Consider the following 26,872-nt stretch of genomic DNA (forward strand, 5'->3'; position numbering starts at 1 on the left):
GCCGCATGATCTACGGCATTGGCACCGACATCTGCGACCTGCGTCGCATCGCCGCCACCTTCGAGCGCCAGGGCGAACGCTTTGCCCGCAAGGTGCTGAGCGACGCCGAATTTGCCGTCTGGCAGACCCGCAGCGCGCGCTGGCCCAAGCGCGGCCTGAGCTACCTCGCCACCCGCTTTTCCGCCAAGGAGGCCTTCAGCAAGGCCATCGGCATGGGCATGCGCATGCCGATGAGCTGGCGCCTGTGCGAAATCGCCAACCTGCGCAGCGGCAAGCCCGTCATCGTGCTGCATGGCGAGCTGAAGGCGTGGTTCGAGGCGCAGGGGCTCACCGCCCACGTCACCGTGACCGACGAAACCGAATACGCCGCGAGCTTCGTGGTGGTGGAGAAGCTATGACCCCCGGGCTCGACCGCCCCCAGACCCTGCATTCGCCGCTGATCATCGACGTGGCAGGCACGGAACTCGACGCTGCCGACCGCCGGCGCCTCGCGAACCCATGGGTGGGCGGCGTGATCCATTTCGCCCGCAACTGGCGGGACCGCGCGCAGATGACCGCGCTCAACGCCGAGATCAAGGCGATCCGGCCCGATCTGCTGATCTGCGTCGACCATGAAGGCGGGCGCGTGCAGCGCTTTCGCACCGACGGCTTCACGCATCTGCCGTCGATGCGCGCACTGGGCGAACTCTGGATGCGCGATGCCATGCGTGCCACCCAGGCCGCGACGGCCGCCGGACAGGTGCTTGCCGGCGAGCTGCGCGCCTGCGGCGTCGACTTCAGCTTTGCGCCGGTGCTCGACCTCGACTACGGCGGCAGCAGCGTCATCGGCAACCGCAGCTTTCACCGCGACCCGCGCGTGGTGGCGCTGCTGGCCAAGAGCGTCATGCACGGCATGCTGCAGATGGGCATGCGCAACTGCGGCAAGCACTTTCCGGGGCACGGCTTCGTCACCGCCGACTCGCATGTGGAAATTCCGGTCGACAAGCGCGCGCTCAAGGACATCCTGGCCGACGACGCGCGGCCGTACGACTGGCTCGCCGGCACGCTCACCGCGGTGATGCCGGCGCATGTGATCTACCCGAAGGTCGACAAGCGGCCCGCGGGGTTTTCGCCGAAGTGGCTCCAGGCGATCCTGCGGCAGCGTCTTGCGTTCGACGGCGCGGTGTTCAGCGACGACCTGAGCATGGAGGCAGGGCGCTACATCGACGGTGAATTGCTCAGCTATACCGATGCGGCGCTGGCCGCGCTCGAAGCGGGCTGCGACCTGGCCATGCTGTGCAACCAGAGCATCGGGCAGGGGCTTGCGCTCGACGAGTTCCTCGATGGTTTCGACGCGGCGGCGCATGCCGGACGGTGGGTGCCGCACGCGGTCAGCGAGTTGCGTCGCCAGGCGCTGCTGCCGCGGGATGTTGCAACCGATTGGTCGTCGCTTGTCGCTTCGCGCGCCTATCGCGATGCCAGGCGAACGATGGACATCTGAGGCGCCTGTGCCGACCCGGCTATGGCCGGGGAGGGCGTTCAGGTGGCTCGATGCCTGAGCTTGCTGCAGTCCAGAGGCGCTCACCGCCCGTGTTCAGGTGGGTCAGGTACAGCCGCAGATCGAACTCGAACTGCGAGTAGTCCGGCTCCATGTGCGAGCACAGTGCATAGAACGCCTTGTCGTGGTCGCGCTCCTTCATGTGCGCGAGCTCGTGCACCACGATCATCCGCAGCCACGCCAGCGGCACGCCCTTGAACAGGCTGGCCACGCGGATCTCCCGCTTGGCCTTGAGCTTGCCGCCCTGCACGCGCGACACCGTGGTGTGCGTACCCAGCGCGTTGCGGATCACGTGCAGCTTGTTGTCGAACATCACCTTGGACAGCGGCTCGGCCTTGCGCATGAACTCGCTCTTGAGTTCGCTCACGTACTCGTAGAGCGCGCGGTCCGTCTGGATGCTGTGCGGACCGTCGGGGTAGCGCCGGGTCAGCAGCGCCGCGAGCTTGTCTTCGGCCACCAGCTGGCGGACCTGGTCCAGCAGGGACGCCGGATAGCCCGCCAGGTACTTCATGTACGGCGCTGCGTGCGGGCCGCGCAGGCCAGGCCGGTGGCCACGCCGCCGAACAGGTCGCCCTCGACCAGGTTCACGCCGACGAAGCTCTTGCGCAGCGCGTGCTGGAAGGGCCGCAGCGCGGACGAACCACCGGTGAGGTAGATGGCGTCGAGGTCGCCGCTGCGCAGACCCGCGCGCTTGACACAGGCGTGCGCGCAGGCGATCACGTTCTCCAGCGGGGTGGCCAGTTGCTGCGCCATGTCGGCGGGTGAGAGCGACGCCACGAGGCCGGCTTCCGCGCAAGAGAGGTCGATGGACGTTTCCGCGTCGCTCACCGAAGCATCGATCTTGGCCGCTTCCACCGCGCTCGCGATGCGATGCCCGTGCCGTTCCTCGAGCACGGCCATCAGCCGGTCATGCAGCCGCGTGTCGCTGTAGCTCGTGCGCAGGTCCTTCGCCTGGCGCACCGCCTTGGCGGCGTAGAGCCAGTTGATCAGGTGCCAGGAAGAGAGCTCGAAGAACACCTTGCTCGGCACCTCGCGCCCCTGCGGGCCGTGGTGGCGAAAGCCGAAGTGCGGCATCACGCGCTCGAGGTTCAGGCGCTGGTCGAAGTCGGTGCCGCCGATGTGCACGCCGCTGGTGGCCAGCACGTCGTCGCTGCGGTCGTCGCGCGCGGCACGCTCGGGCCCCACGCGCACGACGGTGAAGTCGGAGGTGCCGCCGCCGATGTCGACGATGAGCACGATCGATTCCTTGACGATGCGCTGCTCGTAGTCGAAGGCCGCGGCAATCGGTTCGAGCTGGAAGGCGATCTCGCGAAAGCCCGCCGCGCGCGCCGCGATGCGCAGGCTTTCTTCGGCCCGCTCGTCGCGTTTGGAGTCGTCGTCCACGAAGTGCACGGGCCGCCCGATCACCACGCGCTCGGGCAACTGGCCGAGCTCGCGGCCGGCGCGCACGGCCAGTTCGCGCAGGAAGCGCGCGATGATGTCCTCGAAGCTCACCAAGCCGTCATAGACGGCCGTCTTCTCCTGCATCAGCGCGCTGCCCAGCAGGCTCTTGAGCGAACGCATCAGCCGGCCTTCGGTGCCCGACAGGTACTGGGCGACGGCATCGCGGCCGAAATGCGTGGTGCGGTCTTCGGCGTTGAAGAAGATCGCGGTGGGCAGCGTGGTGGCCGCGCCTTCGATGGGCAGCAAGCGGGCCACGCCGTCGACCCGGCAGGCCACGGCGGAATTGGAGGTGCCGAAGTCGATGCCGATCGTCGGCAGCGACGACGGTGACGGCATGCTCAAGATTCCCTGCGCAGCGCGGGGAACAGGATCACGTCGCGAATGCTCGGCGAGTCGGTCAGCAGCATCATCAGGCGGTCGATGCCGATGCCGCAGCCGCCGGTGGGCGGCATGCCGTATTCGAGCGCGCGCACGAAGTCGTGGTCGTAGAACATGGCTTCGTCGTCGCCGCTGTCCTTGGCGGCCACCTGCGCGTTGAAGCGCGCGGCCTGGTCTTCGGCGTCGTTCAGCTCGCTGAAGCCGTTGCCGAACTCGCGGCCGGTGATGTAGAGCTCGAAGCGCTCGGTGACTTCGGGGCGCTCGTCGTTGGCGCGCGCCAGCGGCGAGATCTCGGTCGGGTGTTCCATGATGAAGGTCGGCTGCCAGAGCTTTTCTTCCACGGTTTCCTCGAAGTACATCACCTGCAGGCTGGCCAGGCTGCGCTGCGAGAGCTTGTCCTTTTCTTCGCTCAGGCCGATCTTGCGCAGGGCGCTGATGAGCCAGGCGCTGTCGTCGACACCCTCGCCGGCGTCGGTGTACTTCAGGATGGCCTCGCGGATCGTCAGGCGCTCGAAGGGCTGGGTCAGGTCGACGGGCTTGCCGCCGTAGGTGAGCTGCTGCGTGCCCACGGCCTTGTCGGCGATGGTGCGGATCAGCGTCTCGGTGAAGTCCATCAGGTCGCGGTAGTTCCAGTAGGCCGCGTAGAACTCCATCATCGTGAACTCGGGGTTGTGCCGCACCGAGATGCCCTCGTTGCGGTAGCTCCGGTTGATTTCGAACACCCGCTCGAAGCCGCCGACGATCAGGCGCTTCAGGTACAGCTCGGGCGCGATGCGCAGGAACATTTCCTGGTCGAGCGCGTTGTGGTGCGTCTTGAAGGGCTTGGCGTTCGCGCCGCCCGGAATCGGGTGCAGCATGGGCGTTTCGACTTCGAGGAAGTCGTTGGCCACCATGAACTCGCGCAGCGCGCTCACGGCCTTGCTGCGGGCGGTGAAGCGCACGCGGGCCGACTCGTCGGTGATCAGGTCGACATAGCGCTGGCGGTACTTCTGCTCCTGGTCGGCCATGCCGTAGAAGTCGCCGGGCAGGGGGCGCAGGCTCTTGGTGAGCAGGCGCAGCTTCGTGACCTTGACCGACAGTTCGCCCGTCTTCGTCTTCATCAGCGTGCCTTCGGCACCAAGGATGTCGCCGAGGTCCCAGCGCTTGAATTCGGCATAGGCCTCTTCGCCCACCGCGTCGCGGGTGACGTAGAGCTGGATGCGGCCCGTGGCGTCCTGCAGCGTCGCGAAGCTGGCCTTGCCCATCACGCGCTTGAGCATCATGCGGCCCGCCACGCTGACGGCAACGGCCTGCGCCTCGAGCGCTTCGGCCTCGGTGGCGGCGTGTGCTTCGCCGAGCGCGGCGGCGCGATGGCCCGGCTTGAAGTCGTTGGGGAACGCGACGCCCTTGCCCTCGGCCTGCGCGGTGCGCAGCAGCTTGAGCTTCTCGCGGCGTTCGGCGATGAGCTTGTTGTCGTCGACGGCAGGCACGGTGGATGCCGGTGCCGCTGCGGGCGTGGGGATGTGGGGGGTCAGGTGATCGGACATGGGAGGCGGGTGGCGCATGGCGCGCAACAGGGAGCGTGCGCGGGGCTGGGCATTTTAGCCCATCGAATTTGAATAAAAGCGGCCCCTAGCGCCCGTCCATCCTGCGCCACATGCTACAAAAAACGTAGCAAGCTATTCAGTGATGCCCGTGCGTGCCAGCAGATCGCTGACCAGCTCCAGCCGCATCAACGGGCTGTCGAGCGCCATCATGCGCTGGCGCAGTTCGGCCTGCATCGGCACCAGCTCGCACCAGCGGTTGGCCACCCAGCCGCAATCGTCGAGCCGGTAGGGCGCTTCGATGGGCAGCCGCACCGACTCGCCTTGTGCGTGGCGCCGCTCCTCCAGCGTGTCGATCAGGCGCCGCAGCGCGGTGGCGGTGTGCTTCAGGTCGTCGGGGATTTCGAGCGCGATGTCGTCGGGCACGGCCTCGACCTCGGCGACCCACAGGCCATGCTTCTGCAGCTCGGTGGTGCGGATGCGAAAGCGTTGCGTGCCCACGCACTCGATCTGCAGCAGGCCGCTCTGCGGCGACTCGAACTCGCGAATCTGAGCCAGCGTGCCGACGGAGGCAAAACGCTCGGCTTCAGCGCCGGCCTTGCGCACTTCGGCTCCGCTGGTGAGGGTGACCACGCCGAAGGGCGCGTCGGCCTTGCGGCACTTGCCGATCATGTCGAGGTAGCGGACCTCGAAGATGCGCAACGGAAGAAGGCCACCCGGGAACAGGACCGTTCCGAGCGGGAACAATGGCAGTGAATGCAAAAGGGGTTGAGTCGTCATCGAAGAGCCTTGCGTCGCTATCATCGCATTCCGTTCACGGCTGCGCCTCATGCTCTATCAGATTCCCTCGTTCCTCCTCGACGTGATCGTCGGACTGCTCGGCGGCGCCTGCCTGCTGCGCCTCTACATGCAGTACCACCGGGTGCCTTTCGGCAACCCGCTCGGGCGCTTCATCTTCGCCATCAGCGACTGGATCGTGCTGCCGCTGCGGCGCATCGTGCCGTCGGTGAAGCGCTGGGACCTGGCCAGCCTGATCGCTGCCTGGCTGCTGGTGATGGTGAAGTTCCTGCTCCTGTGGCTGCTGATCGGCAACCTGGGTCACATCGCCACGCTGCCGCTGGTGTCGCTGGTCGGGCTGATGCAGCTGGCCGTGTCCGGCCTGACCGCGCTGCTGGTGGTTTACGCGGTGCTCTCCTGGATTCCGAACGCCTCGCCGATGCTGCTCGACCTGATCGCGCGCCTGGCCGAGCCGCTGGTGCGGCCGTTTCGCCGCTTCATTCCACTGATCGGCGGGGTCGACCTGTCGCCGCTGGCGGCGATCGTCGTGCTGCAGATCGTTGCGATCGTGCTGAGCAACCTGCTGGTGTTCGCCTACCAACTGACGTTCTGAGTCTGAACGCACAAGCAAAAGGGCCCGGGTGCAATGCACCCGGGCCCTTTTGCGTTGGCTTGCAGCCCGTTTCGCTCAGCTGACCGCGTCGGCCGGCTGGCGCAGCAGCATGGCCAGCGTGCTGGCGATGGTCTTGCGCAGCTCGCGGCGGTCGCTGATGAAGTCGATGGCGCCCTTGGTCTGCAGGAACTCGGCGCGCTGGAAGCCTTCGGGCAGCGTCACGCGCACCGTCGATTCGATCACGCGCGGGCCGGCAAAGCCGATCAGCGCCTTGGGCTCGGCGATCACCACGTCGCCCACGAACGCGAAGCCGGCCGACACGCCACCCATGGTCGGGTCGGTCAGCACGCTGATGTAGGGCAGGCCCTTCTTCGCCAGGCGCGTGAGCGCGGCGTTGGTCTTGGCCATCTGCATCAGCGAGAGCAGGCCTTCCTGCATGCGCGCGCCGCCGGTGGCGGTGAAGCAGATGAAGGGCACCTTCTGTTCGATGGCGGTCTCGACGCCGCGCACGAAGCGCTCGCCGACCACGCTGCCCATGCTGCCGCCCATGAATTCGAACTCGAAGCAGGCCACGACCACGTTGATGCTGTGGACCGAGCCGCCCAGCACGACCAGCGCGTCGGTCTCACCGGTGTTTTCCAGGGCTTCCTTCAGCCGCTCGGGGTACTTGCGGCTGTCCTTGAACTTCAGCGCATCGACCGGGAGCACTTCCTGGCCGAGTTCGTAGCGGCCCTCGGGGTCGAGGAACGCGTCGAGCCGCGCGCGCGCGCCGATGCGGTGGTGGTGGCTGCAGCTGGGGCAGACGTTCTGGTTGTGCTCGAGGTCGGTCTTGTACAGAACGGTCTCGCAGGCGGGGCATTTGATCCACAGGCCCTCGGGCACCTGGCGGCGCTCGGACGGGTCGGTTTGTGCGATCTTGGCGGGTAGCAGTTTTTCAAGCCAGCTCATGGGCAATCCTTGGTTCTCGCGACAGGCGGACCTTCGCGACGATTAGCTCCCCTGTGCCGCGTGCGGGACGCGGCACAGGGGCCGGAGGCAACAGCGATTATCGGCCAGCCGCGTTCTTGGCGGTAGCCGCGGGCAGGGCGTCGAGCGCCTCGCGGATGCCCGCCAGGAATTCGCGCACCGCCGGCACCACGCGTTCGCGCGGCTGGTCTTCGACGAGTTGAATGATCTTCGTGCCGATCACGACCGCATCGGCGGCCGAGCCGACCGCCTGCGCTGTGCGCGCGTCGCGGATGCCGAAGCCCACGCCCACCGGAATGCTCACATGCTGGCGAATGCGCGGAATCATGCGGCCGACCGCCTCGGTGTCGAGGTGGCCGGCGCCGGTCACGCCCTTGAGCGACACGTAGTACACGTAGCCGCTGGCAATGCGCGCCACCTGGGCCATGCGCTCGTCGGTGCTGGTCGGGGCCAGCAGGAAGATCAGGTCGATGCCCGCTTCCTTCAACTCGGCGGCGAAGGCCTCGCATTCCTCGGGCGGATAGTCGACCACCAGCAGCCCGTCGACACCGGCCGCGGCCGCGTCACGGATGAAGGCCTTCTTGCCGTGCACGAGGTCGTAGCGCTCGACCGGGTTGGCATAGCCCATCAGCACCACGGGCGTGGTCGTGTCCTTCTGGCGGAAGGCGGCCACCATGGCCAGCACCTGCGTCATGCCCACACCCAGCGCCAGCGCGGCCTCGCCGGCCTTCTGGATCACGGGGCCGTCGGCCATGGGGTCGGAGAAGGGCACACCCAGTTCGATCACGTCGGCACCGGCCTCGACCATGCCGTGCATCAGCTCGGGCGTGATGTCGGCGAAGGGGAAGCCGGCGGTGACGTACGGAATGAGGGCGCGGCGGCCGTCGTTTTTCAGCGCGGCGAAAGTTGCGGCAATGCGGCTCATCACTTGCCTCCCTTCACGCTCAGGCCGCGCATCGAGGGGCGGTCGTAGAAATCGACCCCCGACAGGTCGGCCACGGTGCCGATGTCCTTGTCGCCGCGGCCCGAGAGGTTGACCAATATCGATTGGTCGGGACGCATGGTCTTGGCGAGCTTCATGGCATAGGCCACGGCGTGGCTGGATTCGAGCGCGGGAATGATGCCCTCGGTTCGGCACAGATAGTGGAAGGCCTCGAGCGCCTCCACGTCGGTGACGCCGACGTACTCGGCGCGGCCGATGTCGGCCAGGTACGCATGCTCGGGGCCCACGCCCGGGTAGTCGAGGCCGGCGCTGATGCTGTGGGTCTCGGTGATCTGGCCGTCTTCGTTCTGCAGCAGGTAGGTGCGATTGCCGTGGAGCACGCCGGGGCTGCCCCGCAGGATCGAGGCCGAGTGCTTGCCGCTGTCCAGGCCTTCGCCCGCCGCCTCCACGCCGATCAGGCGCGTGCCCGCGAACGGAATGTAGGGGTGGAAGATGCCCATCGCGTTGCTGCCACCGCCCACGCAGGCCACCACCACGTCGGGCTGCTTTCCTTCTGCCTCGCCCGTGATCCCGTCGGCCGCGAGCATGGCCGGCATCTGCGCGATGCACTCGGTGCCGATCACGCTCTGGAAGTCGCGCACCATGGTCGGGTAGGGGTGCGGGCCGGCGACGGTGCCGATGATGTAGAAGGTGTCCTCCACATTGGTGACCCAGTCGCGCATGGCTTCGTTCAGAGCGTCCTTCAGCGTCTTGCTGCCGGATTCCACCGGCACCACGGTCGCGCCGAGCAGGTTCATGCGGTAGACGTTGGGGCTCTGGCGCTTCACGTCCTGGCTGCCCATGTAGACCACGCATTCGAGGCCGTAGCGCGCGCAGATGGTGGCGGTCGCCACGCCATGCTGGCCGGCGCCGGTCTCGGCAATGACGCGGGGCTTGCCCATGCGGCGCGCGAGCATCGCCTGGCCGATCACGTTGTTGATCTTGTGCGCGCCGGTGTGGTTCAGGTCTTCGCGCTTCAGGTAGATCTGCGCGCCGCCCATCTCGCGGCTGGTGCGCGCAGCGTGGTAGACCGGCGAGGGGCGCCCTACGAAGTGCTTCAGTTCGTAGTGGAATTCGGCCAGAAACGCCGGATCGTCCTTGAACCTGGCATACGCATCGCGCAGTTCGTTGATGGCGTGGGTGAGCGTTTCGCTCGCGAAGGTGCCGCCGTAGTTGCCGAAGTGGCCGGTGGCATCGGGTTGCTGGTAGTTGCTTTGCATGGTTCTCGATCGGTGGGCCGCAGCCCGACCAACGATCGGGGTGCGGCGGCTAACTGGAGAAGGACGCGTCGGCTGCTCTGACTGCTGCGACGAACTGCCGGATCTTTCCGGCGTCCTTGAGGCCCTTGTTCCCGGGACCGTCGATTTCGACGCCCGAGCTCACATCAACGGACAGCGACTTGCAGCGCGTCCGCAGGATGCGAATGCCATCGCTCACGTTTGCAGGTGTGAGCCCACCACTCAAGACGAGGTGAGCGTCGACGGCGGGTGGAAGAAGTGACCAATCGAAAGCCTTGCCGCCACCGCCATAACCTTCGACATGGGCGTCGAGCAGGATGGCCTGGGCGTGGGAGTAATCGGACGCGTATTTTACGAGGTCGAAGCCGGCTCCGGCAGCCCCCAGTGGAATGCGCGCGGCACGCAGGTAACGAAAGCGTCCGGGTCCGCTGGCTTCTTCGCACTGTGCGGGCGATTCTTCGCCATGAAATTGAGCGATGGCGCCCTTCACACGTGCGAGTGCTGCTATTGTTTTGGGAGCATCCTCGTTCACGAACAGCAGCACGGGCGTGACAAAGGGCGGCAGGCGCGCGGCCAGCTCGGCGGCGCGTTCGGCCGTTACGGCGCGGGGGCTTTTCGGGTACAGCACGAAGCCGATGGCATCCGCGCCGGCATCGACCGCCGCATCGACGTCGGCCTCACGCGTCAGGCCACAGATCTTGATGCGGGTGCGGGGGAGGGTGGGCGCGGTCATGGCGGGCCATCATACGGAGCCCCGCCGGCCTGCAGCGCGGCTTCCGCCGGCAGACCCCACTTGGCGTCGTACAACGGGCCCAGGAAGTACAGGCCGTCCGCGGAGAAGGTGGGAGCCGCCACCTTGCGGCTGCGTGCCGCGAGCACCTCGGAGATCCATTCGACGCGCTCGTCGCCCCGGCCGATACGCACGAGGCAGCCCATCAGGTTGCGGATCATGTGGTGCAGAAAGGCGTCGGCCTCGAACTCGAAATTCCAGCGGCAACGTTCGCCGTCGCCGACGCGCGTGATCGCTATGCGCCGCAGGTCCTTGACCGGCGAGCGCGCCTGGCAGGCCGAGGCGCGGAACGAGCTGAAGTCGTGCCGGCCGACAAGCAGCGCGGCGGCTGCGCGCATGGCGTCGCCGTCGAGCGCATGCATGGACCAGCCCACCCGGCCCGTATCGAGGCTGGGCCGCACGGGCGATTGCGAGAGCACGTAGAGGTAGCGGCGCGCCAGGGCGCTGGCGCGGCAGTGGAATTCGTCGGGCACCCGCTGGGCCCACTGCACCGCGATGTCGTCGGGCAGGAAGCGGTTGGTGCCGCGCATCCAGGAGAAAGGGTCGCGCTCGATGAGGGTGTCGAAGTGCACCACCTGCATCAGCCCGTGCACGCCGGCATCGGTGCGGCCGGCGCACAGCGTGCTGATGGTGCCCGGGGGCTGCGCGGTGAATTTCGCGAGGGCCGCTTCGAGCTTGTCCTGCACCGTGCGGCCCGAGCGCTGGCTCTGCCAGCCCTCGTACGCCTGGCCGTTGTAGCGGATGCCGAGCGCCAGCCTCACGAATTCAGGAACAGGGACAGCAACAACCGCTCAGCGCAGCTCGGCGAGCAGTTGACGCGCCTGCGTCTTGAGCTCGCCGGCGCTTTCGGCTTCGACTTCTTCGACCAGCGAACGGGCGCCTTCGACGTCGCCGATGGCCTGCAGTTCGCGTGCGAGCGAGAGCTTGACGGCATGCGGGCTCTCGTCGCCGTTGTCGTCGTCGTGGGCGATCGGCGAGGGACGCGTCGTCTCGGCCGAGCGCGTCGCAGGCAGGCCGGCCAGTGCACTCATGTCGAACTCGATGAAGCCCGAGTCGGCCGGCAGCGCATTGCGCAGCATGGCAGGGCGGGTGTTGTCCACGTCGCTCAACGAACCGGGCAGGGTGTTGGCAGTGAGTGCGCCGGGAGCGGTGTCGAAATCGTTCTCGAGATCGACAGGCGTTTCAAGGTGGCCGTTCGACAGCGAGGCGGCGGGACGTGCCGTGGTCGGTGCGGGTGCGTAGGCCGACTTCGGCAGGCTGGCGCCGACCGGTGCGTGGTTCTGGAGCGGGGCCGGCGCGGGCGCGGGGGGCGGCGGAGCGATCAGGTCGAGGTCGAAGTCCAGCGGGGCGACCGACGGCACGAACGCAGGCGGTGCCGAAGCGGCCGGCGGCGTGGCGGGCGGTGCGGCGACCGGCTTGGCCGCTGCGGCCAGCGCGCCTGCGAAGGCGGCCGTTTCGGCGGCGCTGGCGCCACCGCTGCTGCGGGGTGCGCCCGATTCGTACAGCGGGTTGCCTGGATCGAGGTCCTTGCCCATGTCGACCACGCGGTTCCAGTCGGAGCCGGAGCCGCCGGTCAGCTTGTGCACTTCCGTGGCGAGGCTTTCGAAGGCGCGCACGTCGCGGCGTTTGGCGTGGATTTCGAGCAGCTTCAGGTGAATGGCGGTGCGGTCCGGGTTCAGGCGCAAGGCTTCACGCAGGATTTCCTCGGCCTGCAGGTCGCGGCCGTAGGCCAGGTAGACGTCGGCTTCGGCCACGGGGTCTACATCGCCCGCGTCGAGCTGGCTCGGCGAGTACGACAGCGACGAGACGGTGGAGTCGCCGCGGTTCTTGGTGTCGACCGATTCGCCACCGCTGGCGCCGAAGAACGAATCCTTGGGAATGCGGCTCTCGAGGAACACGCTTTCGCTCATTTCCTCGCGCCGGCGACCCAGCACGCGGTACAGCAGGAAACCGATCAGCAGCGCGATCAGCGCGCCGCCGGCGAGCATCAACGGGTTGTCGAGCAGTTCTTCGAGGAAAGTGGGCTCCGGCGGGGGCGGCGGCGCTGCGACGACCTTCTTGGCGGCCGGTGCAGGTGTCACAGGTGCGGCGGCTGCGGCGCTGGCTGCAGCCGTTGCTGGCACGGCAGCGGCGTCGGCGGCCGATGGCGTTGCGGCGACCGCGGCGGCAGCGGCCCCAGGCGCAGCGGCTGTCGCTTCAGGCGTGGGCGCGGCGGGTGCCACCGCAGGGGCTGCCGGTGCAGCCGCAACGGGTGCCGGGCTGGCGGGTGCGGATGCGGTCGTCGCGCTGGTGGAGGGCGCTGGCACCGGAATGCCCGGGGCGGTCGACGGGGTCGACGCCGCGGCAGGTGCCGACGAGCCCGTGCCCGAACCTGCGCCTGTGGCGGCCTTGAGCTTGTTCAGGTCCTCGATGTTCTTCGACAGTTCCGCCACGCGGTTGCTGCTGTCTTGCGCCTGGCGTGCCTGCGCGACCTTTTCGTCGGCGGCGCGGGCGGCGCCGCCGCCTTGGGAGATGGTGAGCTTGTCGGGTGCACTGGCTGCGGCATTGCGGTCTTCGACATTGGCTTGCAGCTTGCCCGAGGCGTTGCGGCTGGCAGCCGCAACGTTCGCGGTCGGTGCGTTCTCTGCCAGGCGTTGGCGGTACGACCCGAAGTCGCGGCTTTGCGCGGTGACCGTGCGGCGCGCTTCGGCAGGCGTCACGGCCGAGGCTTCGGCGGCGCTGGGAAGGTCGAGCACGGCGCCTGCGCGCATGCGGTTGACATTGCCGCCGACGAATGCGTCGGGGTTGGCCAGCAGGAGTGCCACCAGCATCTGGTCGAGCGACACGTCGGCCGGCTTGTGGGCGCCAGCAATCTTGCTTGCGGTGTCGCCGCGCTGCACGGTGACCTGCTCGCCACCACCGCCGCCGGCACGGGCCGGTGCGGCTGCGGTCACGGGTGCGGGGGCCGCGGCAGGCGCCGAGGGCGCCGTCGCAACCGGCGGTGCGGCGCGCTCACGTCGAACACGCGGCGCGGGGGCTGCGCGCTCGACGGGCGTGGCAATCTGGGGTGCGATGGGCGCGGCCGGCGTGCTCGTGGCCGCCTGGCGCGTGGCCGGCGGATCGAGCAGCACGGTGTAGTCGCGCACGATGCGGCCCGACGAGCCGTTGGCTTCCAGCAGCAGATCGATGAACGGGTCGTTCAGCGGGCGGTTGCCGTTCAGGCGCACCACGTACTGGCCGCCGGCGCGACGTTGCAGCGTCGCCTTGACGTCGCTGAGTGCCGCGTTGTATGGAACGCCGGCGCTCTTGAAGGCTTCGGCGGTCGCGATATTGATCTTCAGACCCTCCGCCTCGTTGGCGGCCATTTCGGTCACGTCGATCTCCGCGCGCAACGGCTCGCCCAGCGCCGATTGCACCTTCAGCTGACCCAGCGTGAAGGCGCTGGCGTCGGCGCTGGCGATTCCCAGCGCCACGGCTGCCGCCGCGCCCAAGAGGGAAAGGCGCCAGCCATTCGATGGCAGGGGCAGGTGAACGGCCGAAGGGCTGGCCGCGGGCAACAGATGTCTTGTCATGCTGATAGGGGGCGGCTCAGGCCCAGAATTTGTAAGAGGACGTTAGCATCATCACTGGACACTGACAAGGCACTGCGCCCGTTCTACCCAGTGCGCGCATACTTACGATCACATGGAGCGTTGCCATTTGGCAACGATTCATGTTTCAAAAGGCGCTGAGCACCCCATATCAGGCTTCGAGCAGGATGCGCAGCATGCGGCGCAGCGGTTCTGCGGCACCCCACAGCAGCTGGTCGCCGATGGTGAAAGCGCCGACATACTCCGGGCCCATTGCCAGCTTGCGGATGCGGCCGACCGGAATGTTCATGGTGCCCGTCACCGCCACCGGCGTCAGGTCCTTCACGGTCGCTTCGCGGGTGTTCGGCACGACCTTCGCCCACGGGTTGTCGGCGGCGATCAGCGCTTCGATGTCGGCGACCGGCACATCCTTCTTGAGCTTGAAGGTCAGCGCCTGGCTGTGGCAGCGCATCGCGCCGATGCGCACGCAGAAGCCGTCGACCGGCACGGCGGCGGTGCCGAAGCCCGCGCCCTGGCCCAGGATCTTGTTGGTTTCGGCGCCGGCCTTCCATTCTTCCTTGGACATTCCGTCGCCCAGGTCCTTGTCGATCCAGGGGATCAGCGAGCCGCCCAGCGGTGCGCCGAAGTTCGCCGTTTCAGCGGCGCTCAGGTTCTGCTGCTTGTGCAGCACCTTGCGGTCGATTTCGAGGATGGCCGACTTCGGGTCGTCCAGCAGGGCGCGCACTTCGGTGTTCAGGGTGCCGAACTGGGTCAGCAGCTCACGCATGTGCTGCGCGCCGCCGCCCGAGGCTGCCTGGTAGGTCATGCTGGTCATCCATTCGACCAGGCCGGCCTTGTAGAGGGCGCCCACGCCCATGAGCATGCAGCTCACGGTGCAGTTGCCGCCGATCCAGTTCTTGCCGCCGTTGGTGAGCGCGTTCTGGATCACCGGCAGGTTGACGGGGTCCAGCACGATGACCGCGTCGTCCTGCATGCGCAGGGTGGAGGCGGCGTCGATCCAGTGGCCGTTCCAGCCGGCGGCGCGCAGCTTGGGGAACACCTCGCTGGTGTAGTCGCCGCCCTGGCAGGTAATGACGATGTCGCACTTCTTCAGTGCGTCGATGTCGTTCGCATCCTTCAGCGCGGTTTCGTTCTTGGCCATCGCCGGGGCCTTGCCGCCGGCGTTGGAAGTCGAGAAGAAGACCGGTTCGATGAGACCGAAGTCGCCTTCGGCCTGCATGCGGTCCATCAGGACCGAGCCGACCATGCCGCGCCAGCCCACGAGGCCGACCAGAGGTTGTTGGGATGCGTTCGCCATTTCAGTTTGCCCTTGTGAAAAAAGAAAGAAGTTGTCTTTTTTTGCCCCCGACTCGTCGAGCCGGGGAGGGGCGTGACGAAGCGGGCTGCGGTTAGCCGGTAATCGTCTTTTTGGTGATTGCTGCTACGACCGCGTCGCCCATTTCGCGGGTGCCGACGCGCTTCGTGCCTTCCGACCAGATGTCGCCCGTGCGCAGCCCGGAGGCAAGCACGTGCTTCACCGCCGACTCGATTCGGTCGGCAGCCTCGGGTTGGTTGAGTGAGAAGCGGAGCATCATGGCAGCGGACAGGATTGTAGCCAAAGGATTGGCAACCCCTTTGCCGGCAATGTCGGGCGCGCTGCCATGGCTGGGCTCGTACAGGCCCTGGTTGCTCGAATTGAGCGACGCCGAGGGCAGCATGCCGATGGAGCCGGTGAGCATCGCGGCCTCGTCCGAGAGGATGTCGCCGAACATGTTGCCGGTGACCACCACGTCGAATTTCTTGGGTGCCTTCACGAGTTGCATGGCCGCGTTGTCGACCAGCATGTGGTCGAGTTCGACGTCCGGATACTCCTTCGCGATGTCGAGCATCACGTCTTTCCACAGCTGCGAGGTTTCCAGCACGTTGTTCTTGTCCACGCTGGTCACGCGCTTGCTGCGCTTGCGGGCGGCCTCGAAGGCCACGCGGGCGATGCGTTCGATCTCGGGGCGCGAGTAGCGCATCGTGTCGAAGGCCTCTTCGGCGCCCGGGAAGTGCCCGTCCGTCGCGATGCGGCGGCCGCGCGGCTGGCCGAAGTAGATGTCACCGGTCAGCTCGCGAATGATCAGGATGTCGAGGCCCGCGATCAGCTCGGGCTTCAGGCTCGAGGCGTCCACCAGCTCTTCGTAGCAGATCGCCGGACGGAAATTGGCGAACAGCCCGAGGTTCTTGCGCAGCCCCAGGATAGCCTGCTCGGGCCGCAGCGGCCGGTCGAGCTTGTCGTACTTCCAGTCGCCGACGGCGCCGAACAGCACCGCGTCGGATTCCTTGGCGAGCTTGAGCGTCGCTTCGGGCAGCGGATGGCCGTGCGCCTCGTAGGCCGCGCCGCCGACCAGCGCCGATTCCATCTCGAACTTCAGGTCGAGCACCTCGAGCACCTTGACGGCTTCCGCCACGATTTCGGTGCCGATGCCGTCACCCGGGAGAACTGCGATTTTCATTTTTGTCGTGTGTTGAAGAGAAAAATCAGAGACGCGCTCAGGCGTTGGCGAGCATCGTATGCGCGAGCCACGGCTTCTGCGCCAGGCGCTCGGCTTCGAAAGCCTTGATCTTGTCCTTGTGGCGCAGCGTGAGGCCGATGTCGTCCAGGCCGTTGATCAGGCAGTACTTGCGGAACGCCTGCACGTCGAACGCCAGCTCGCCGCCGTCCGGCTTCACCACCACCTGGCGTTCCAGGTCGATGGTCAGGGTGTAGCCCGGGAACGCGAAGGCTTCGTCGAACAGCTGCGCCACCTGGGCTTCGGGCAGCACGATCGGCAGCAGGCCGTTCTTGAAGCTGTTGTTGAAGAAGATGTCGGCGTAGCTCGGCGCGATGATCGCGCGAAAGCCGTACTGGTCGAGCGCCCACGGCGCATGTTCGCGCGACGAGCCGCAGCCGAAGTTCTTGCGCGCCAGCAGCACCGAGGCGCCCGCGTAGCGCGGCTGGTTCAGCACGAAGTCGGGGTTCGGCTTGCGACTGGCCGGGTCCTGGCCCGGAAAGCCGGCGTCCAGGTAGCGCCATTCGTCGAACAGGTTCACGCCGAAGCCGGTCTTCTTGATCGACTTGAGGAACTGCTTCGGAATGATTGCGTCGGTGTCGACGTTCTCGCGGTCCATCGGGGCCACGAGGCCCTTGTGCACGGTGAATTTCTGCATGTGAATCTCTTGTGTGTTCAGGCGAACGTACGGACGTCGACGAAGTGGCCGTGCACCGCGGCGGCGGCGGCCATGGCCGGGCTCACGAGATGGGTGCGCCCGCCGGCGCCCTGGCGGCCTTCGAAGTTGCGGTTGCTGGTGGAGGCGCAGCGCTCGCCCGGCTCGAGCCGGTCGGCGTTCATCGCCAGGCACATCGAGCAGCCGGGCTCGCGCCATTCGAAGCCTGCGGCCTTGAAGATCACGTCGAGGCCTTCGCGCTCGGCCTGTTCCTTCACCATGCCCGAGCCGGGCACGACCATCGCGAGCTTCACGTTCTTCGCCACCTTCTGGCCGAGCTTCTTCACCACGGCAGCGGCTTCGCGCATGTCCTCGATGCGGCTGTTGGTGCACGAGCCGATGAACACCTTGTCGATGAAGATGTCGTTCATGGCCTTGTTGGGTTCCAGGCCCATGTAGACCAGTGCGCGCTCGATGGCGCCGCGCTTGCTGGCGTCCTTTTCCTTGTCCGGATCGGGCACGCGCCCGTTGATGTCGACCACCATTTCGGGCGAGGTGCCCCAGGTCACTTGCGGCGGGATCTGCGTGGCGTCGAGCTCGACAACGGCGTCGAATGCGGCGCCCGGGTCGGACTGCAGCGTGCGCCAGTAGGCGGCTGCCTGCTCCCATTCCACGCCGGTGGGCGCGAGCGGGCGGCCCTTGACGTAGGTGATGGTCTTTTCATCGACCGCCACCAGCCCGGCGCGCGCGCCGGCCTCGATGGCCATGTTGCAGACCGTCATGCGGCCTTCCATGCTCAGGTCGCGAATGGCCGAGCCTGCGAACTCGATGGTGTAGCCCGTGCCGCCGGCCGTGCCGATCTTGCCGATGATGGCCAGCACGATGTCTTTCGCCGTGCAGCCCAGGGGCAGCTTGCCCTCGACCTTCACGAGCATGTTCTTCGCCTTCTTGCCCAGCAGCGTCTGGGTGGCCATCACGTGCTCGACCTCGCTGGTGCCGATGCCGTGCGCCAGCGCGCCGAACGCGCCGTGCGTGGAGGTGTGCGAGTCGCCGCACACGACAGTCATGCCCGGCAGCGTTGCGCCGCTCTCGGGGCCGATCACGTGCACGATGCCTTGGCGCTTGCTCAGGAACGGAAAGAACGCGGCGGCGCCGAATTCCGCGATGTTGTTGTCCAGCGTGGTGACCTGTTCCTTGCTGGTCGGATCGGCGATGCCCGCATAGCCGCGCTCCCAGCCGGTGGTCGGCGTGTTGTGGTCGGCCGTGGCCACGACCGAGCTGATGCGCCACAGCTTGCGGCCGGCTTCGCGCAGGCCTTCGAAGGCCTGCGGGCTGGTCACTTCGTGCACCAGGTGGCGGTCGATGTAGAGGATCGCGGTGCCGTCTTCCTCGGTGTGGACGACGTGTTCGTCCCAGATCTTGTCGTAGAGCGTGCGTGCCATGTCGGTCTCTTTGTCTTTCGTGGGGAAATGGATTGTCTTGTCTGCGCAGCTTCGAATTCGTTTCAAGCCGCAAGTTGTTCCGTGCCGTCCGCCGCGGCGTGCAGGTGGTTCACCAGCGAGCGCGCCGCCACCGGCAGCGTGGAGAAGTCGCGGGCCACCAGGCGGATTTCGCGCGCGGCCCAGGCGTCATTGAGTGCCACGCTCACGAGGCCGCGGCCGATGCCGTTGCGCATGAGCTCGAAGGCGCGCTGCGGCATCACGCCGATGCCCAGGCCGTTCTCGATCATCCTGCACATGGCGTCCAGGCCGGTGACGTGGATGCGCAACTTGACGCTGCGGCCCGCGTTCAGTGCGGCCTCGTGCATCGCGACGTAGATCGAGCTGTTGGTGTGCAGGCCGACGTGGTCGAAGGCCAGCGAGTCGATGAAGTCGATCGCGCCCTGCGCGGCCAGCACATGGCCTGTGGGCACGATCAGCGCGAGGCGGTCGTGCCGGTACGACAGGCTCTGCAGCTCGCCCGCGCCGCCGGCCACGTGGCACACGCCGAGGTCGGCCGCGCCCTCCTGCACCGCGCGGATCACCTCGCTGCTGAGGTGCTCTTCCAGGTCGATCTTGATGGCCTCATGCGCCCGCGTGAACACGCCCAGGTCTTCCGGCAGGAACTGCACGATGGCCGAGATGTTCGCGTGCACCCGCACGTGGCCGCGCACGCCGTCCGCGTATTCGCTGAGCTCGCCCTGCATCTTTTCGAGGCTGTAGAGCACCGAGCGCGCATGGTGCAGCAGGCTTTCGCCGGCCGGTGTCAGGTCGACGCCGCGCGCATGGCGGTAGAGCAGCGTGGTGCCCAGCGTGGCTTCGAGGTCCGACAGCCGCTTGCTGATGGCCGACGCCGCGATGAACTCGCGCTCCGCCGCGCGGCCGATGCTGCCCAGCTCGCAGACGGCCACGAACAGCTGCAGCGACGTGAGGTCGATGCGGCGGGCAAAGTTGCGTTCGGACGTGCTCATGGGGCTGGATCGAGGCTTGGGCATCGCGTCTGGCGATGAGTTGGCTATTTTCTTACTGTTTTCATGTCATTGCCATCGTGATCTGAGATGGCATTGCTGCCCGCTGGCGAAGAGGGGCCTGCCGAACGGGCAATAAAAAAGCTGCCCGGAGGCAGCTTTCTTGGGGGTGCGAAAGGTTAGCGAATCGATCAGCGGGCCGAGATCGGCTTCACATCACGCTTGGGCGAGCCTTCGAACAGCTGGCGCGGGCGGCCGATCTTGTACTCGGGGTCGCCGATCATCTCGTTCAGCTGGGCGATCCAGCCGACCGTGCGGGCCAGCGCGAAGATCGCGGTGAACAGCGGCACCGGGATGCCGATGGCGCGCTGCACGATGCCCGAGTAGAAGTCGACGTTCGGGTACAGCTTGCGCGACACGAAGTACTCGTCTTCCAGGGCGATCTTTTCCAGTTCCTTGGCGAGCTTGAACAGCGGGTCTTGTTCCAGGCCCAGCTCGGTCAGCACTTCGTTGCAGGTTTCCTGCATCAGCTTGGCGCGCGGGTCGTAGTTCTTGTACACGCGGTGGCCGAAGCCCATCAGCTTGACGTTCGAGTTCTTGTCCTTGACCTTCTTGATGAACTCGCCGATCTTCTCGACGCCGCCTTCCTTCTGGATGTCGTACAGCATGTTGAGTGCTGCTTCGTTGGCGCCGCCGTGGGCCGGGCCCCAGAGGCAGGCCACGCCGGCTGCAATGGCCGCGAAGGGGTTCGTGCCCGACGAGCCGCACAGGCGCACCGTCGAGGTCGAGGCGTTCTGCTCGTGGTCCGCGTGCAGGATGAAGATGCGGTCGAGCGCGCGCTCGAGCACCGGGTTCACCTTGTACTCTTCGCACGGCGTGGCGAACATCATGTGCAGGAAGTTGCCTGCATAGCTCAGGTCGTTCTTCGGGTACATGTACGGCTGGCCGATCGTGTACTTGTAGGCCATGGCCACCAGCGTGGGCATCTTCGCGATGAGGCGGATCGCGGCGATCTCGCGGTGCTCCGGATTGTTGATGTCCGTGCTGTCGTGATAGAAGGCCGACAGGGCGCCCACGAGGCCGGTCATGATGGCCATCGGGTGGGCATCACGGCGGAAGCCGCGCAGGAAGAACTGCATCTGCTCGTTCACCATGGTGTGGTTCGTCACGACCTTGGTGAAGTCTTCCTTCTTGGCCTGGTCCGGCAGTTCACCGTACAGCAGCAGGTGACAGGTCTCGAGGAAGTCGCAGTTGGTCGCGAGCTGCTCGATGGGGTAGCCGCGGTACAGCAGCTCGCCCTTGTCGCCGTCGATGTACGTGATGGCCGACTGGCAGGCAGCGGTCGACATGAAGCCCGGGTCGTACGTGAACATGCCGGTCTGTGCGTACAGCTTGCGGATGTCGATCACGTCGGGGCCCACGGTGCCCTTGTAGATCGGCAGGTCGACGCTGTCGCCGCCGTTGCTGAACGACAGCGTGGCCTTGGTATCGGATGCTTTCATTTCGGTTTACTTTCAGAGGTGGATTCAGGACGAAGGAGAGATGACGGGGCGCTGCGCGCCGTCGGTGCGCATCAGCTGCAGCAATGCGACCACCTCGGCCCCGGCCCATTCGGGCTCGGGCTCCTTTCTACGGAGAAGGAGGTCGAGGAGGTCGTTGTCCGACAGGTCCATCAGTGTCTCCATCGCTCCCGCCTGACCGTTGGTCATGTGGGATTCGTGCCGCTCGAAGAAGCGGGCGATGAACAGGTCGTTCTCGAGCAGTCCGCGCCGGCAGCGCCATTTCAGCTTGCTCAGCGCACGTTCGCTGAGCGGCTGGTCGGGGTCGGCGGCGGTTTGCATGGTGGCGTCTCTAGGCAATGAGTCAGGGCTTAGATGGCGCGGCGCACCATCAATTCCTTGATCTTGCCGATGGCCTTGGTCGGATTCAGGTTCTTCGGGCACACGTCCACGCAGTTCATGATCGTGTGGCAGCGGAACAGGCGGTACGGGTCTTCCAGGTTGTCCAGGCGCTCGGCGGTGGCTTCGTCGCGGCTGTCGGCGATGAAGCGGTAGGCCTGCAGCAGGCCGGCCGGGCCCACGAACTTGTCGGGGTTCCACCAGAAGCTCGGGCAGCTCGTGGAGCAGCTCGCGCACAGGATGCACTCGTACAGGCCGTCGAGCTCTTCGCGCTCTTCGGGCGACTGCAGGCGTTCCTTCTCGGGCGGCACGCTGTCGTTCTGCAGGTACGGCTTGATCGAGTTGTACTGCTTGAAGAACTGCGTCATGTCCACGATCAGGTCGCGAATGACGGGCAGGCCCGGCAGCGGCTTGAGCACGACCGTGCCCTTGAGCGTGTTCATGTTGGTCAGGCAGGCCAGACCGTTCTTGCCGTTGATGTTCATCGCGTCGGAACCGCAGACGCCTTCACGGCACGAGCGGCGGAACGACAGCGTCGGGTCCTGCGCCTTGAGCTTCATGAGCGCGTCGAGCAGCATGCGTTCGTGGCCGTCGAGTTCGACCTCGATGGTCTGCATGTAAGGCTTGGCGTCCTTGTCCGGGTCGTAGCGGTAGATCTGGAATGTGCGCTTCATCGTGGTGACCTTGTGATGCTTTTACTTGGCTGACGGTTAGCCGTGGCTTAGAACGTGCGGACCTTCGGGGGAATCGAGGCCACGGTGAGTGGCTGCAGCTTGACCGGCTTGTACGAGAGGCGGTTGTCCTGGCTGTACCAGAGCGTGTGCTTCATCCAGTTGGCGTCGTCGCGGCCCAGCGGTGCGACCGGATCGTCCGAGGGGCGCTCGTAGTCTTCCACCGTGTGGGCGCCGCGGCACTCCTTGCGGGCAGCCGCCGAGACCATGGTGGCCTGCGCCACTTCGATCAGGTTGTCGACTTCCAGCGCTTCGATGCGGGCGGTGTTGAACACCTTGGACTTGTCCTTCAGGCCGATCGCCTTGACGCGCTCGCGCACGGCGGCGATCTTGACCACGCCTTCGTCCATCGACGCCTGCTTGCGGAACACGGCGGCGTGCTGCTGCATGACGGCGCGGATCTCGCCCGCCACGTCCTGCGCGTATTCGCCGCCGGTGCTGGCTTCGAGTTCGTTCAGGCGTTGCAGCGTGCGGTCGGCGGCGTCGGCCGGCAGCGCCTTGTGTTCCTTGAGCTTGTCGTTGAACTGGACGATGTGGTTGCCCGCCGCGCGGCCGAACACCAGCAGGTCGAGCAGCGAGTTGGTGCCCAGGCGGTTGGCGCCGTGCACGCTCACGCAGGAGCATTCGCCCACGGCGTAGAGGCCGTTCACCACGGCGCTGTTGTCTTCACCCTGCTGGATGACGACCTGGCCGTTGATGTTGGTCGGAATGCCGCCCATCTGGTAATGGATGGTGGGCACCACCGGGATCGGCTCCTTGGTGACGTCGACGTTCGCGAAGTTGATGCCGATCTCGTAGACCGACGGCAGCCGCTTGTGGATGGTGTCGGCGCCGAGGTGGTCCAGCTTCATGTGGATGTAGTCCTTGTTGGGACCGCAGCCGCGACCTTCCTTGATTTCCTGGTCCATCGAGCGCGACACGAAGTCGCGCGGTGCCAGGTCCTTCAGGGTGGGAGCGTAGCGCTCCATGAAGCGTTCGCCGTTGCTGTTCAGCAGGATGGCACCTTCGCCGCGGCAGCCTTCGGTCAGCAGCACGCCCGCGCCGGCCACGCCGGTGGGGTGGAACTGCCAGAACTCCATGTCCTGCAGCGGAATGCCCGAGCGGGCCGCCATGCCCAAGCCGTCGCCGGTGTTGATGAAGGCATTGGTGGACGCGCCGAAGATGCGGCCTGCACCGCCCGTGGCCAGCAGCACGGTCTTGGCCTGCAGGATGTGCAGGTCGCCGGTTTCCATTTCGAGCGCGGTCACGCCGACCACGTCGCCTTCGTCGTCGCGGATGAGGTCGAGCGCCATCCATTCGACGAAGAACTGCGTGCGGGCTTCGACGTTCTTCTGGTAGAGCGTGTGCAGCATCGCGTGGCCGGTGCGGTCGGCCGCGGCGCAGGCGCGTTGCACGGGCTTCTCGCCGTAGTTGGCCGTGTGGCCGCCGAACGGACGCTGGTAGATGGTGCCGTCGGGGTTGCGGTCGAACGGCATGCCGAAGTGTTCGAGCTCGTACACGACCTTCGGGGCTTCACGGCACATGAACTCGATCGCGTCCTGGTCGCCGAGCCAGTCGGAACCCTTGATCGTGTCGTAGAAGTGGTAGTGCCAGTTGTCCTCGCTCATGTTGCCCAGCGATGCGCCCACGCCGCCTTGCGCAGCGACGGTGTGCGAACGGGTGGGGAACACCTTGGAGAGCACGGCCACGTTGAGGCCGGCGCGTGCGAGCTGCAGCGAGGCGCGCATGCCGGAGCCGCCGGCACCGACGATCACGACGTCGAACTTGCGCTTGGTGATTTGTTCTTTTGTATAGGTCATGGTGGGGATGTCAGGTCAGATCTTCCAGAGCACTTGAATGGCCCAACCCGCACAACCGACCAGCCAGACGATCGTGAAGATTTGCAGCACGAGACGGATGCCGACAGGCTGGACGTAGTCCATCCACACGTCGCGCATGCCGACCCACACGTGATAGAGCAGGGCGACGATGACGGAGAAGGTCAGCACCTTCATCCACTGGGCGGCGAAGATGCCGGCCCACAGGTCGTAGCCGATGGGGCCGCGGGTGAAGATCAGTTGCGCGAGCAGGATGATCGTGAAGAGCGCCATCAGGCCGCCCGTGATGCGCTGGCTGAGCCAGTCGCGCAAACCGTAATGCGCGCCGACGACGATGCGCTTGGAGCCGTAATTCACAGACATGGGGTGGCTCCTTCTCAGTACAGGCCGAACAACTTGGCGCCGAGCACCACGGTGAGCAGGATGCTCAGGGACAGCGTGACCAGGGCGGAGCTGTGACCGAATTCCTTGGTGACCGCGGCGTGGCTCACGTCCATCCAGAGGTGGCGCAGCCCGGCGATGAAGTGATGCAGGTACGCCCAGATGAGTGCCAGCGCAACCAGCTTGAAGAACCACCCCGGAGCGAAACCGATGCCTGCGTTGAATGCGCCCTTGAACCTGGCGAACGAGTAGTCGGATGACAGCGAGGTGTCGAACATCCAGATGATGAACGGCAGCAGCAGGAACATGATCACGCCGCTGACGCGGTGCAGGATCGACACGATGCCGGCCGGCGGGAGCCGGTAGGTCCTGAGATCGGTGAAGGCGTTGATGTTGCGGAATTCGCGGCGCGGCGGCCTGGGGGGAGTTGCAAGCTCTGTCATGGGGGGAAGTGCTTTCGTGGCTTGGAGACTTGTTGGCTTGTTCTGAGAGCGAACGCTTTTGTTTCTTATGCGGAAATGCAAACAACGCAAAATTCTATTGCAATGCACCATCGGACAGCGGACGCGCCCAAGTCAGCGCACCGTTGCAGTCGGATGCTATTGACTTCGTAGCACGCTGCACAGCTTGTGTGCGCAAGTCGGCGTGCCGGATTCCGGCCTTCTTCTTCTGCATCGGCTCAGCCCAGCTGGTTCCTGTAGTGGCGCGTGTCGGTGCGATAGAGCCCGCGGCGCAGTTCCATCGGCATGTCATGGTAGGTGTGTGCGACGCGCTCCACACTCAGCAGGGGCATCTGCAGCGTCACGTCGAGCAGCGCGGCCTGTTCGGTATCGGGCAGCACGGCTCGGATTTTTTCTTCGGCCCGCACCATGCGCACGCCGAACTCTGTTTCGAACAGCGCGTACATCGGCCCCGGCCATGCGCGCAGCCGCTCGGCCGTGAGTCCCTTGAAGGGCGTGCCGGGCAGCCAGAGGTCTTCGAGGATGGTCGGCACGCCGGCATAGGCCAGCACGCGGCGCACCTGCAGCACCGCATCGCCGGTTCGCAGGCCCAGGGCGCGCGCCACGTCGGCCGAGGCGCGCAGGCGCTTGCAGTCGACGATGGTGCGCACCGCGGGGCCTTCGGTGCTCGGGTCGCCCGCGTCGGGCACGAGCTTCAGGAACCGGTACTGCACGTGCTGTTCGGCATGCGTGGCGACGAAGGTGCCCTTGCCCTGGCGGCGCACCACCAGGTTTTCGGCCGCGAGTTCGTCGATGGCCTTGCGCACGGTGCCCTGGCTCACGCGGTAGCGCGCCGCCAGGTCCATCTCGCTCGGGATGGGCTCGCCCGGCTTCCACTCGCCCGCCTGCAGGCTCTGCAGGATCAATGTCTTGATCTGCTGGTAGAGCGGGCTGAAGGACGGCGTCGTGGGCTCGTCGAGGGTGGTGGGCGTGTTCATGGCAGCGGTGGGGTGCGCCTTTGCGGGCCCGTGGAGGATATCTTATATAAGACATAAGACGGCCCTCATTGAATCGGCTTAAAATATTGCGGGTCTCGCGCTGCGGGAAGGTATTTCGTCCCGCAGGACCCCTGGCGCCCCACGAGAGCGCCAACACCGTTTTCATTACCTTCTGGAGTCTTCCCATGAGCAAAAAGCCCGTTCGCGTTGCCGTCACCGGTGCCGCCGGTCAAATCGGTTACGCCCTGTTGTTCCGTATCGCTTCCGGCGAAATGCTCGGCAAAGACCAGCCGGTCATCCTGCAACTGCTCGAAATCCCCGACGAGAAGGCCCAGAAGGCGCTCAAGGGCGTGATGATGGAGCTCGACGACTGCGCCTTCCCGCTGCTGGCCGGCATGGAAGCCCACGGCGACCCGATGACCGCCTTCAAGGACGCCGACTACGCCCTCTTGGTCGGTTCGCGCCCCCGCGGCCCCGGCATGGAACGCGCCGAGCTGCTGGCCGTCAACGGCGCCATCTTCACCGCGCAAGGCAAGGCCCTGAACGCCGTCGCCAGCCGCAACGTCAAGGTGCTGGTGGTCGGCAACCCGGCCAACACCAACGCCTACATCGCGATGAAGAGCGCGCCTGACCTGCCGCGCAAGAACTTCACCGCCATGCTGCGCCTGGACCACAACCGTGCCGCCAGCCAGATCGCCGCCAAGACCGGCAAGGCCGTGGCCGACATCGAAAAGCTCACCGTGTGGGGCAACCACTCGCCCACGATGTACGCCGACTACCGTTTCGCCACCATCAACGGCGAAAGCGTCGCCAAGATGATCAACGACCAAGAATGGAACGCCAACACGTTCCTGCCGACCGTCGGCAAGCGCGGCGCGGCCATCATCGAGGCACGCGGCCTGTCGTCGGCTGCTTCGGCTGCCAATGCCGCCATCGACCACATGCGCGACTGGGCCCTGGGCACCAACGGCAAGTGGGTCACCATGGGCATCCCGTCGGACGGCCAGTACGGCATTCCGAAGGACACCATGTTCGGCTTCCCCGTCACCTGCGAAAACGGTGAGTACAAGCTGGTCGAAGGCCTCGAGATCGACGCATTCAGCCAGGAACGCATCAACAAGACGCTGGAAGAGCTGCAAGGCGAGCAAGCCGGCGTCGCTCACCTGATCTGAGCGAA

General features: G+C 66.3%; 26 protein-coding genes. 4 read left to right on the top strand and 22 right to left on the bottom strand.

Translation table 11 applies throughout. The features are described from left to right. Positions 1–5: 5 nt before the first annotated feature. Together acpS and nagZ are read left to right on the top strand one after the other, a co-directional pair. Positions 6–398 carry a holo-ACP synthase gene (acpS, locus tag ACSFBM_RS02975; protein ID WP_435435268.1) on the top strand — a complete coding sequence of 131 codons (393 nt, stop codon included), beginning with the start codon at positions 6–8 and terminating at the stop codon, positions 396–398. Continuing rightward, positions 395–1,480 carry a beta-N-acetylhexosaminidase gene (gene nagZ, locus ACSFBM_RS02980; protein WP_435483064.1) on the top strand — a complete coding sequence of 362 codons (1,086 nt, stop codon included), beginning with the start codon at positions 395–397 and terminating at the stop codon, positions 1,478–1,480. Before acpS ends, nagZ begins: the two co-directional genes overlap by 4 nt. 19 nt (positions 1,481–1,499) lie before the next feature. Here nagZ and ACSFBM_RS02985 read toward each other — a convergent pair whose 3' ends face one another. From ACSFBM_RS02985 to ACSFBM_RS03000, 4 genes are all read right to left on the bottom strand, one after another. Continuing rightward, positions 1,500–2,048, bottom strand: a complete 549-nt coding sequence (locus ACSFBM_RS02985; RefSeq protein ID WP_435483065.1) for a M48 metallopeptidase family protein — start codon at positions 2,046–2,048, stop codon at positions 1,500–1,502. Further along, positions 2,045–3,316: an Hsp70 family protein gene (locus tag ACSFBM_RS02990; protein WP_435483066.1), complete on the bottom strand. Its 1,272-nt coding sequence runs from the start codon at positions 3,314–3,316 to the stop codon at positions 2,045–2,047. Before ACSFBM_RS02990 ends, ACSFBM_RS02985 begins: the two co-directional genes overlap by 4 nt. Positions 3,317–3,318: 2 nt before the next feature. Beyond that, a complete protein-coding gene (lysS, locus tag ACSFBM_RS02995) occupies positions 3,319–4,884 on the bottom strand; it encodes a lysine--tRNA ligase (protein ID WP_435483067.1) in 1,566 nt (521 codons plus the stop codon). Between the two features lie 132 nt (positions 4,885–5,016). Beyond that, positions 5,017–5,685, bottom strand: a complete 669-nt coding sequence (locus ACSFBM_RS03000; protein WP_435483068.1) for an LON peptidase substrate-binding domain-containing protein — start codon at positions 5,683–5,685, stop codon at positions 5,017–5,019. Positions 5,686–5,710: 25 nt separating this feature from the next. Between ACSFBM_RS03000 and ACSFBM_RS03005 the strand changes: the two genes are divergently transcribed. Beyond that, complete coding sequence (locus ACSFBM_RS03005) at positions 5,711–6,271, top strand: YggT family protein (protein ID WP_435483069.1); 561 nt, start codon at positions 5,711–5,713, stop codon at positions 6,269–6,271. Between the two features lie 75 nt (positions 6,272–6,346). On the opposite strand, the gene accD is transcribed toward ACSFBM_RS03005, so the two are convergent. From accD to ACSFBM_RS03095, 18 genes are all read right to left on the bottom strand, one after another. Further along, positions 6,347–7,219, bottom strand: coding sequence for an acetyl-CoA carboxylase, carboxyltransferase subunit beta (accD, locus tag ACSFBM_RS03010; RefSeq protein ID WP_435435275.1), 873 nt, complete (start codon positions 7,217–7,219; stop codon positions 6,347–6,349). Positions 7,220–7,316: 97 nt separating this feature from the next. Beyond that, positions 7,317–8,162: a tryptophan synthase subunit alpha gene (trpA, locus tag ACSFBM_RS03015; RefSeq protein ID WP_435483070.1), complete on the bottom strand. Its 846-nt coding sequence runs from the start codon at positions 8,160–8,162 to the stop codon at positions 7,317–7,319. Next, entirely contained in the window at positions 8,162–9,439 is a 1,278-nt protein-coding gene (gene trpB, locus ACSFBM_RS03020) for a tryptophan synthase subunit beta (RefSeq protein WP_435483071.1), read from the bottom strand. The genes trpA and trpB overlap by 1 nt, the downstream gene beginning before the upstream one ends. A 49-nt stretch (positions 9,440–9,488) precedes the next feature. After that, the gene (locus tag ACSFBM_RS03025) at positions 9,489–10,190 is read right to left on the bottom strand and encodes a phosphoribosylanthranilate isomerase (RefSeq protein ID WP_435483072.1); all 702 of its coding nucleotides are present in this window, start codon (positions 10,188–10,190) and stop codon (positions 9,489–9,491) included. Further along, complete coding sequence (gene truA / locus ACSFBM_RS03030; protein ID WP_435483073.1) at positions 10,187–11,008, bottom strand: tRNA pseudouridine(38-40) synthase TruA; 822 nt, start codon at positions 11,006–11,008, stop codon at positions 10,187–10,189. Before truA ends, ACSFBM_RS03025 begins: the two co-directional genes overlap by 4 nt. Positions 11,009–11,038: 30 nt before the next feature. After that, entirely contained in the window at positions 11,039–13,798 is a 2,760-nt protein-coding gene (locus ACSFBM_RS03035) for a FimV/HubP family polar landmark protein (RefSeq protein WP_475544619.1), read from the bottom strand. 169 nt (positions 13,799–13,967) lie between these two features. Continuing rightward, the gene (asd, locus tag ACSFBM_RS03040) at positions 13,968–15,113 is read right to left on the bottom strand and encodes an aspartate-semialdehyde dehydrogenase (protein ID WP_435435281.1); all 1,146 of its coding nucleotides are present in this window, start codon (positions 15,111–15,113) and stop codon (positions 13,968–13,970) included. 91 nt (positions 15,114–15,204) lie between these two features. After that, entirely contained in the window at positions 15,205–16,293 is a 1,089-nt protein-coding gene (gene leuB / locus ACSFBM_RS03045) for a 3-isopropylmalate dehydrogenase (protein WP_435483075.1), read from the bottom strand. Positions 16,294–16,330: 37 nt separating this feature from the next. After that, positions 16,331–16,987 (bottom strand): 3-isopropylmalate dehydratase small subunit, encoded by a 657-nt coding sequence (gene leuD / locus ACSFBM_RS03050; protein ID WP_435483076.1) that lies wholly within the window; start codon positions 16,985–16,987, stop codon positions 16,331–16,333. Between the two features lie 17 nt (positions 16,988–17,004). Then, positions 17,005–18,426, bottom strand: coding sequence for a 3-isopropylmalate dehydratase large subunit (leuC, locus tag ACSFBM_RS03055; RefSeq protein ID WP_435483077.1), 1,422 nt, complete (start codon positions 18,424–18,426; stop codon positions 17,005–17,007). A 62-nt stretch (positions 18,427–18,488) separates the two neighbouring features. Beyond that, positions 18,489–19,433, bottom strand: coding sequence for a LysR substrate-binding domain-containing protein (locus ACSFBM_RS03060; protein ID WP_435483078.1), 945 nt, complete (start codon positions 19,431–19,433; stop codon positions 18,489–18,491). Between the two features lie 188 nt (positions 19,434–19,621). Next, complete coding sequence (gene gltA, locus ACSFBM_RS03065) at positions 19,622–20,932, bottom strand: citrate synthase (protein ID WP_435443190.1); 1,311 nt, start codon at positions 20,930–20,932, stop codon at positions 19,622–19,624. Between the two features lie 24 nt (positions 20,933–20,956). After that, on the bottom strand, positions 20,957–21,271 hold the full coding sequence (locus ACSFBM_RS03070; protein ID WP_435483079.1) for an FAD assembly factor SdhE: 315 nt from the start codon (positions 21,269–21,271) through the stop codon (positions 20,957–20,959). 29 nt (positions 21,272–21,300) lie between these two features. Beyond that, positions 21,301–22,002, bottom strand: coding sequence for a succinate dehydrogenase iron-sulfur subunit (locus ACSFBM_RS03075; RefSeq protein WP_435435287.1), 702 nt, complete (start codon positions 22,000–22,002; stop codon positions 21,301–21,303). A 47-nt stretch (positions 22,003–22,049) separates the two neighbouring features. Then, positions 22,050–23,858, bottom strand: a complete 1,809-nt coding sequence (gene sdhA, locus ACSFBM_RS03080; RefSeq protein WP_435483080.1) for a succinate dehydrogenase flavoprotein subunit — start codon at positions 23,856–23,858, stop codon at positions 22,050–22,052. A gap of 15 nt (positions 23,859–23,873) precedes the next feature. Continuing rightward, positions 23,874–24,239 (bottom strand): succinate dehydrogenase, hydrophobic membrane anchor protein, encoded by a 366-nt coding sequence (sdhD, locus tag ACSFBM_RS03085; protein ID WP_206177819.1) that lies wholly within the window; start codon positions 24,237–24,239, stop codon positions 23,874–23,876. Between the two features lie 14 nt (positions 24,240–24,253). Next, positions 24,254–24,700 carry a succinate dehydrogenase, cytochrome b556 subunit gene (sdhC, locus tag ACSFBM_RS03090; RefSeq protein WP_435483081.1) on the bottom strand — a complete coding sequence of 149 codons (447 nt, stop codon included), beginning with the start codon at positions 24,698–24,700 and terminating at the stop codon, positions 24,254–24,256. 236 nt (positions 24,701–24,936) lie between these two features. After that, on the bottom strand, positions 24,937–25,695 hold the full coding sequence (locus ACSFBM_RS03095; RefSeq protein ID WP_435483082.1) for a GntR family transcriptional regulator: 759 nt from the start codon (positions 25,693–25,695) through the stop codon (positions 24,937–24,939). A gap of 185 nt (positions 25,696–25,880) precedes the next feature. On the opposite strand from ACSFBM_RS03095, the gene ACSFBM_RS03100 reads away from it, so the two are divergent. Next, positions 25,881–26,867, top strand: a complete 987-nt coding sequence (locus ACSFBM_RS03100) for a malate dehydrogenase (RefSeq protein WP_296780172.1) — start codon at positions 25,881–25,883, stop codon at positions 26,865–26,867. The last annotated feature ends 5 nt before the right edge of the window (positions 26,868–26,872 follow it).

The sequence above is a fragment of the Variovorax pasteuri genome (assembly GCF_051216435.1).
Taxonomy (GTDB): Bacteria; Pseudomonadota; Gammaproteobacteria; order Burkholderiales; family Burkholderiaceae_C; genus Variovorax.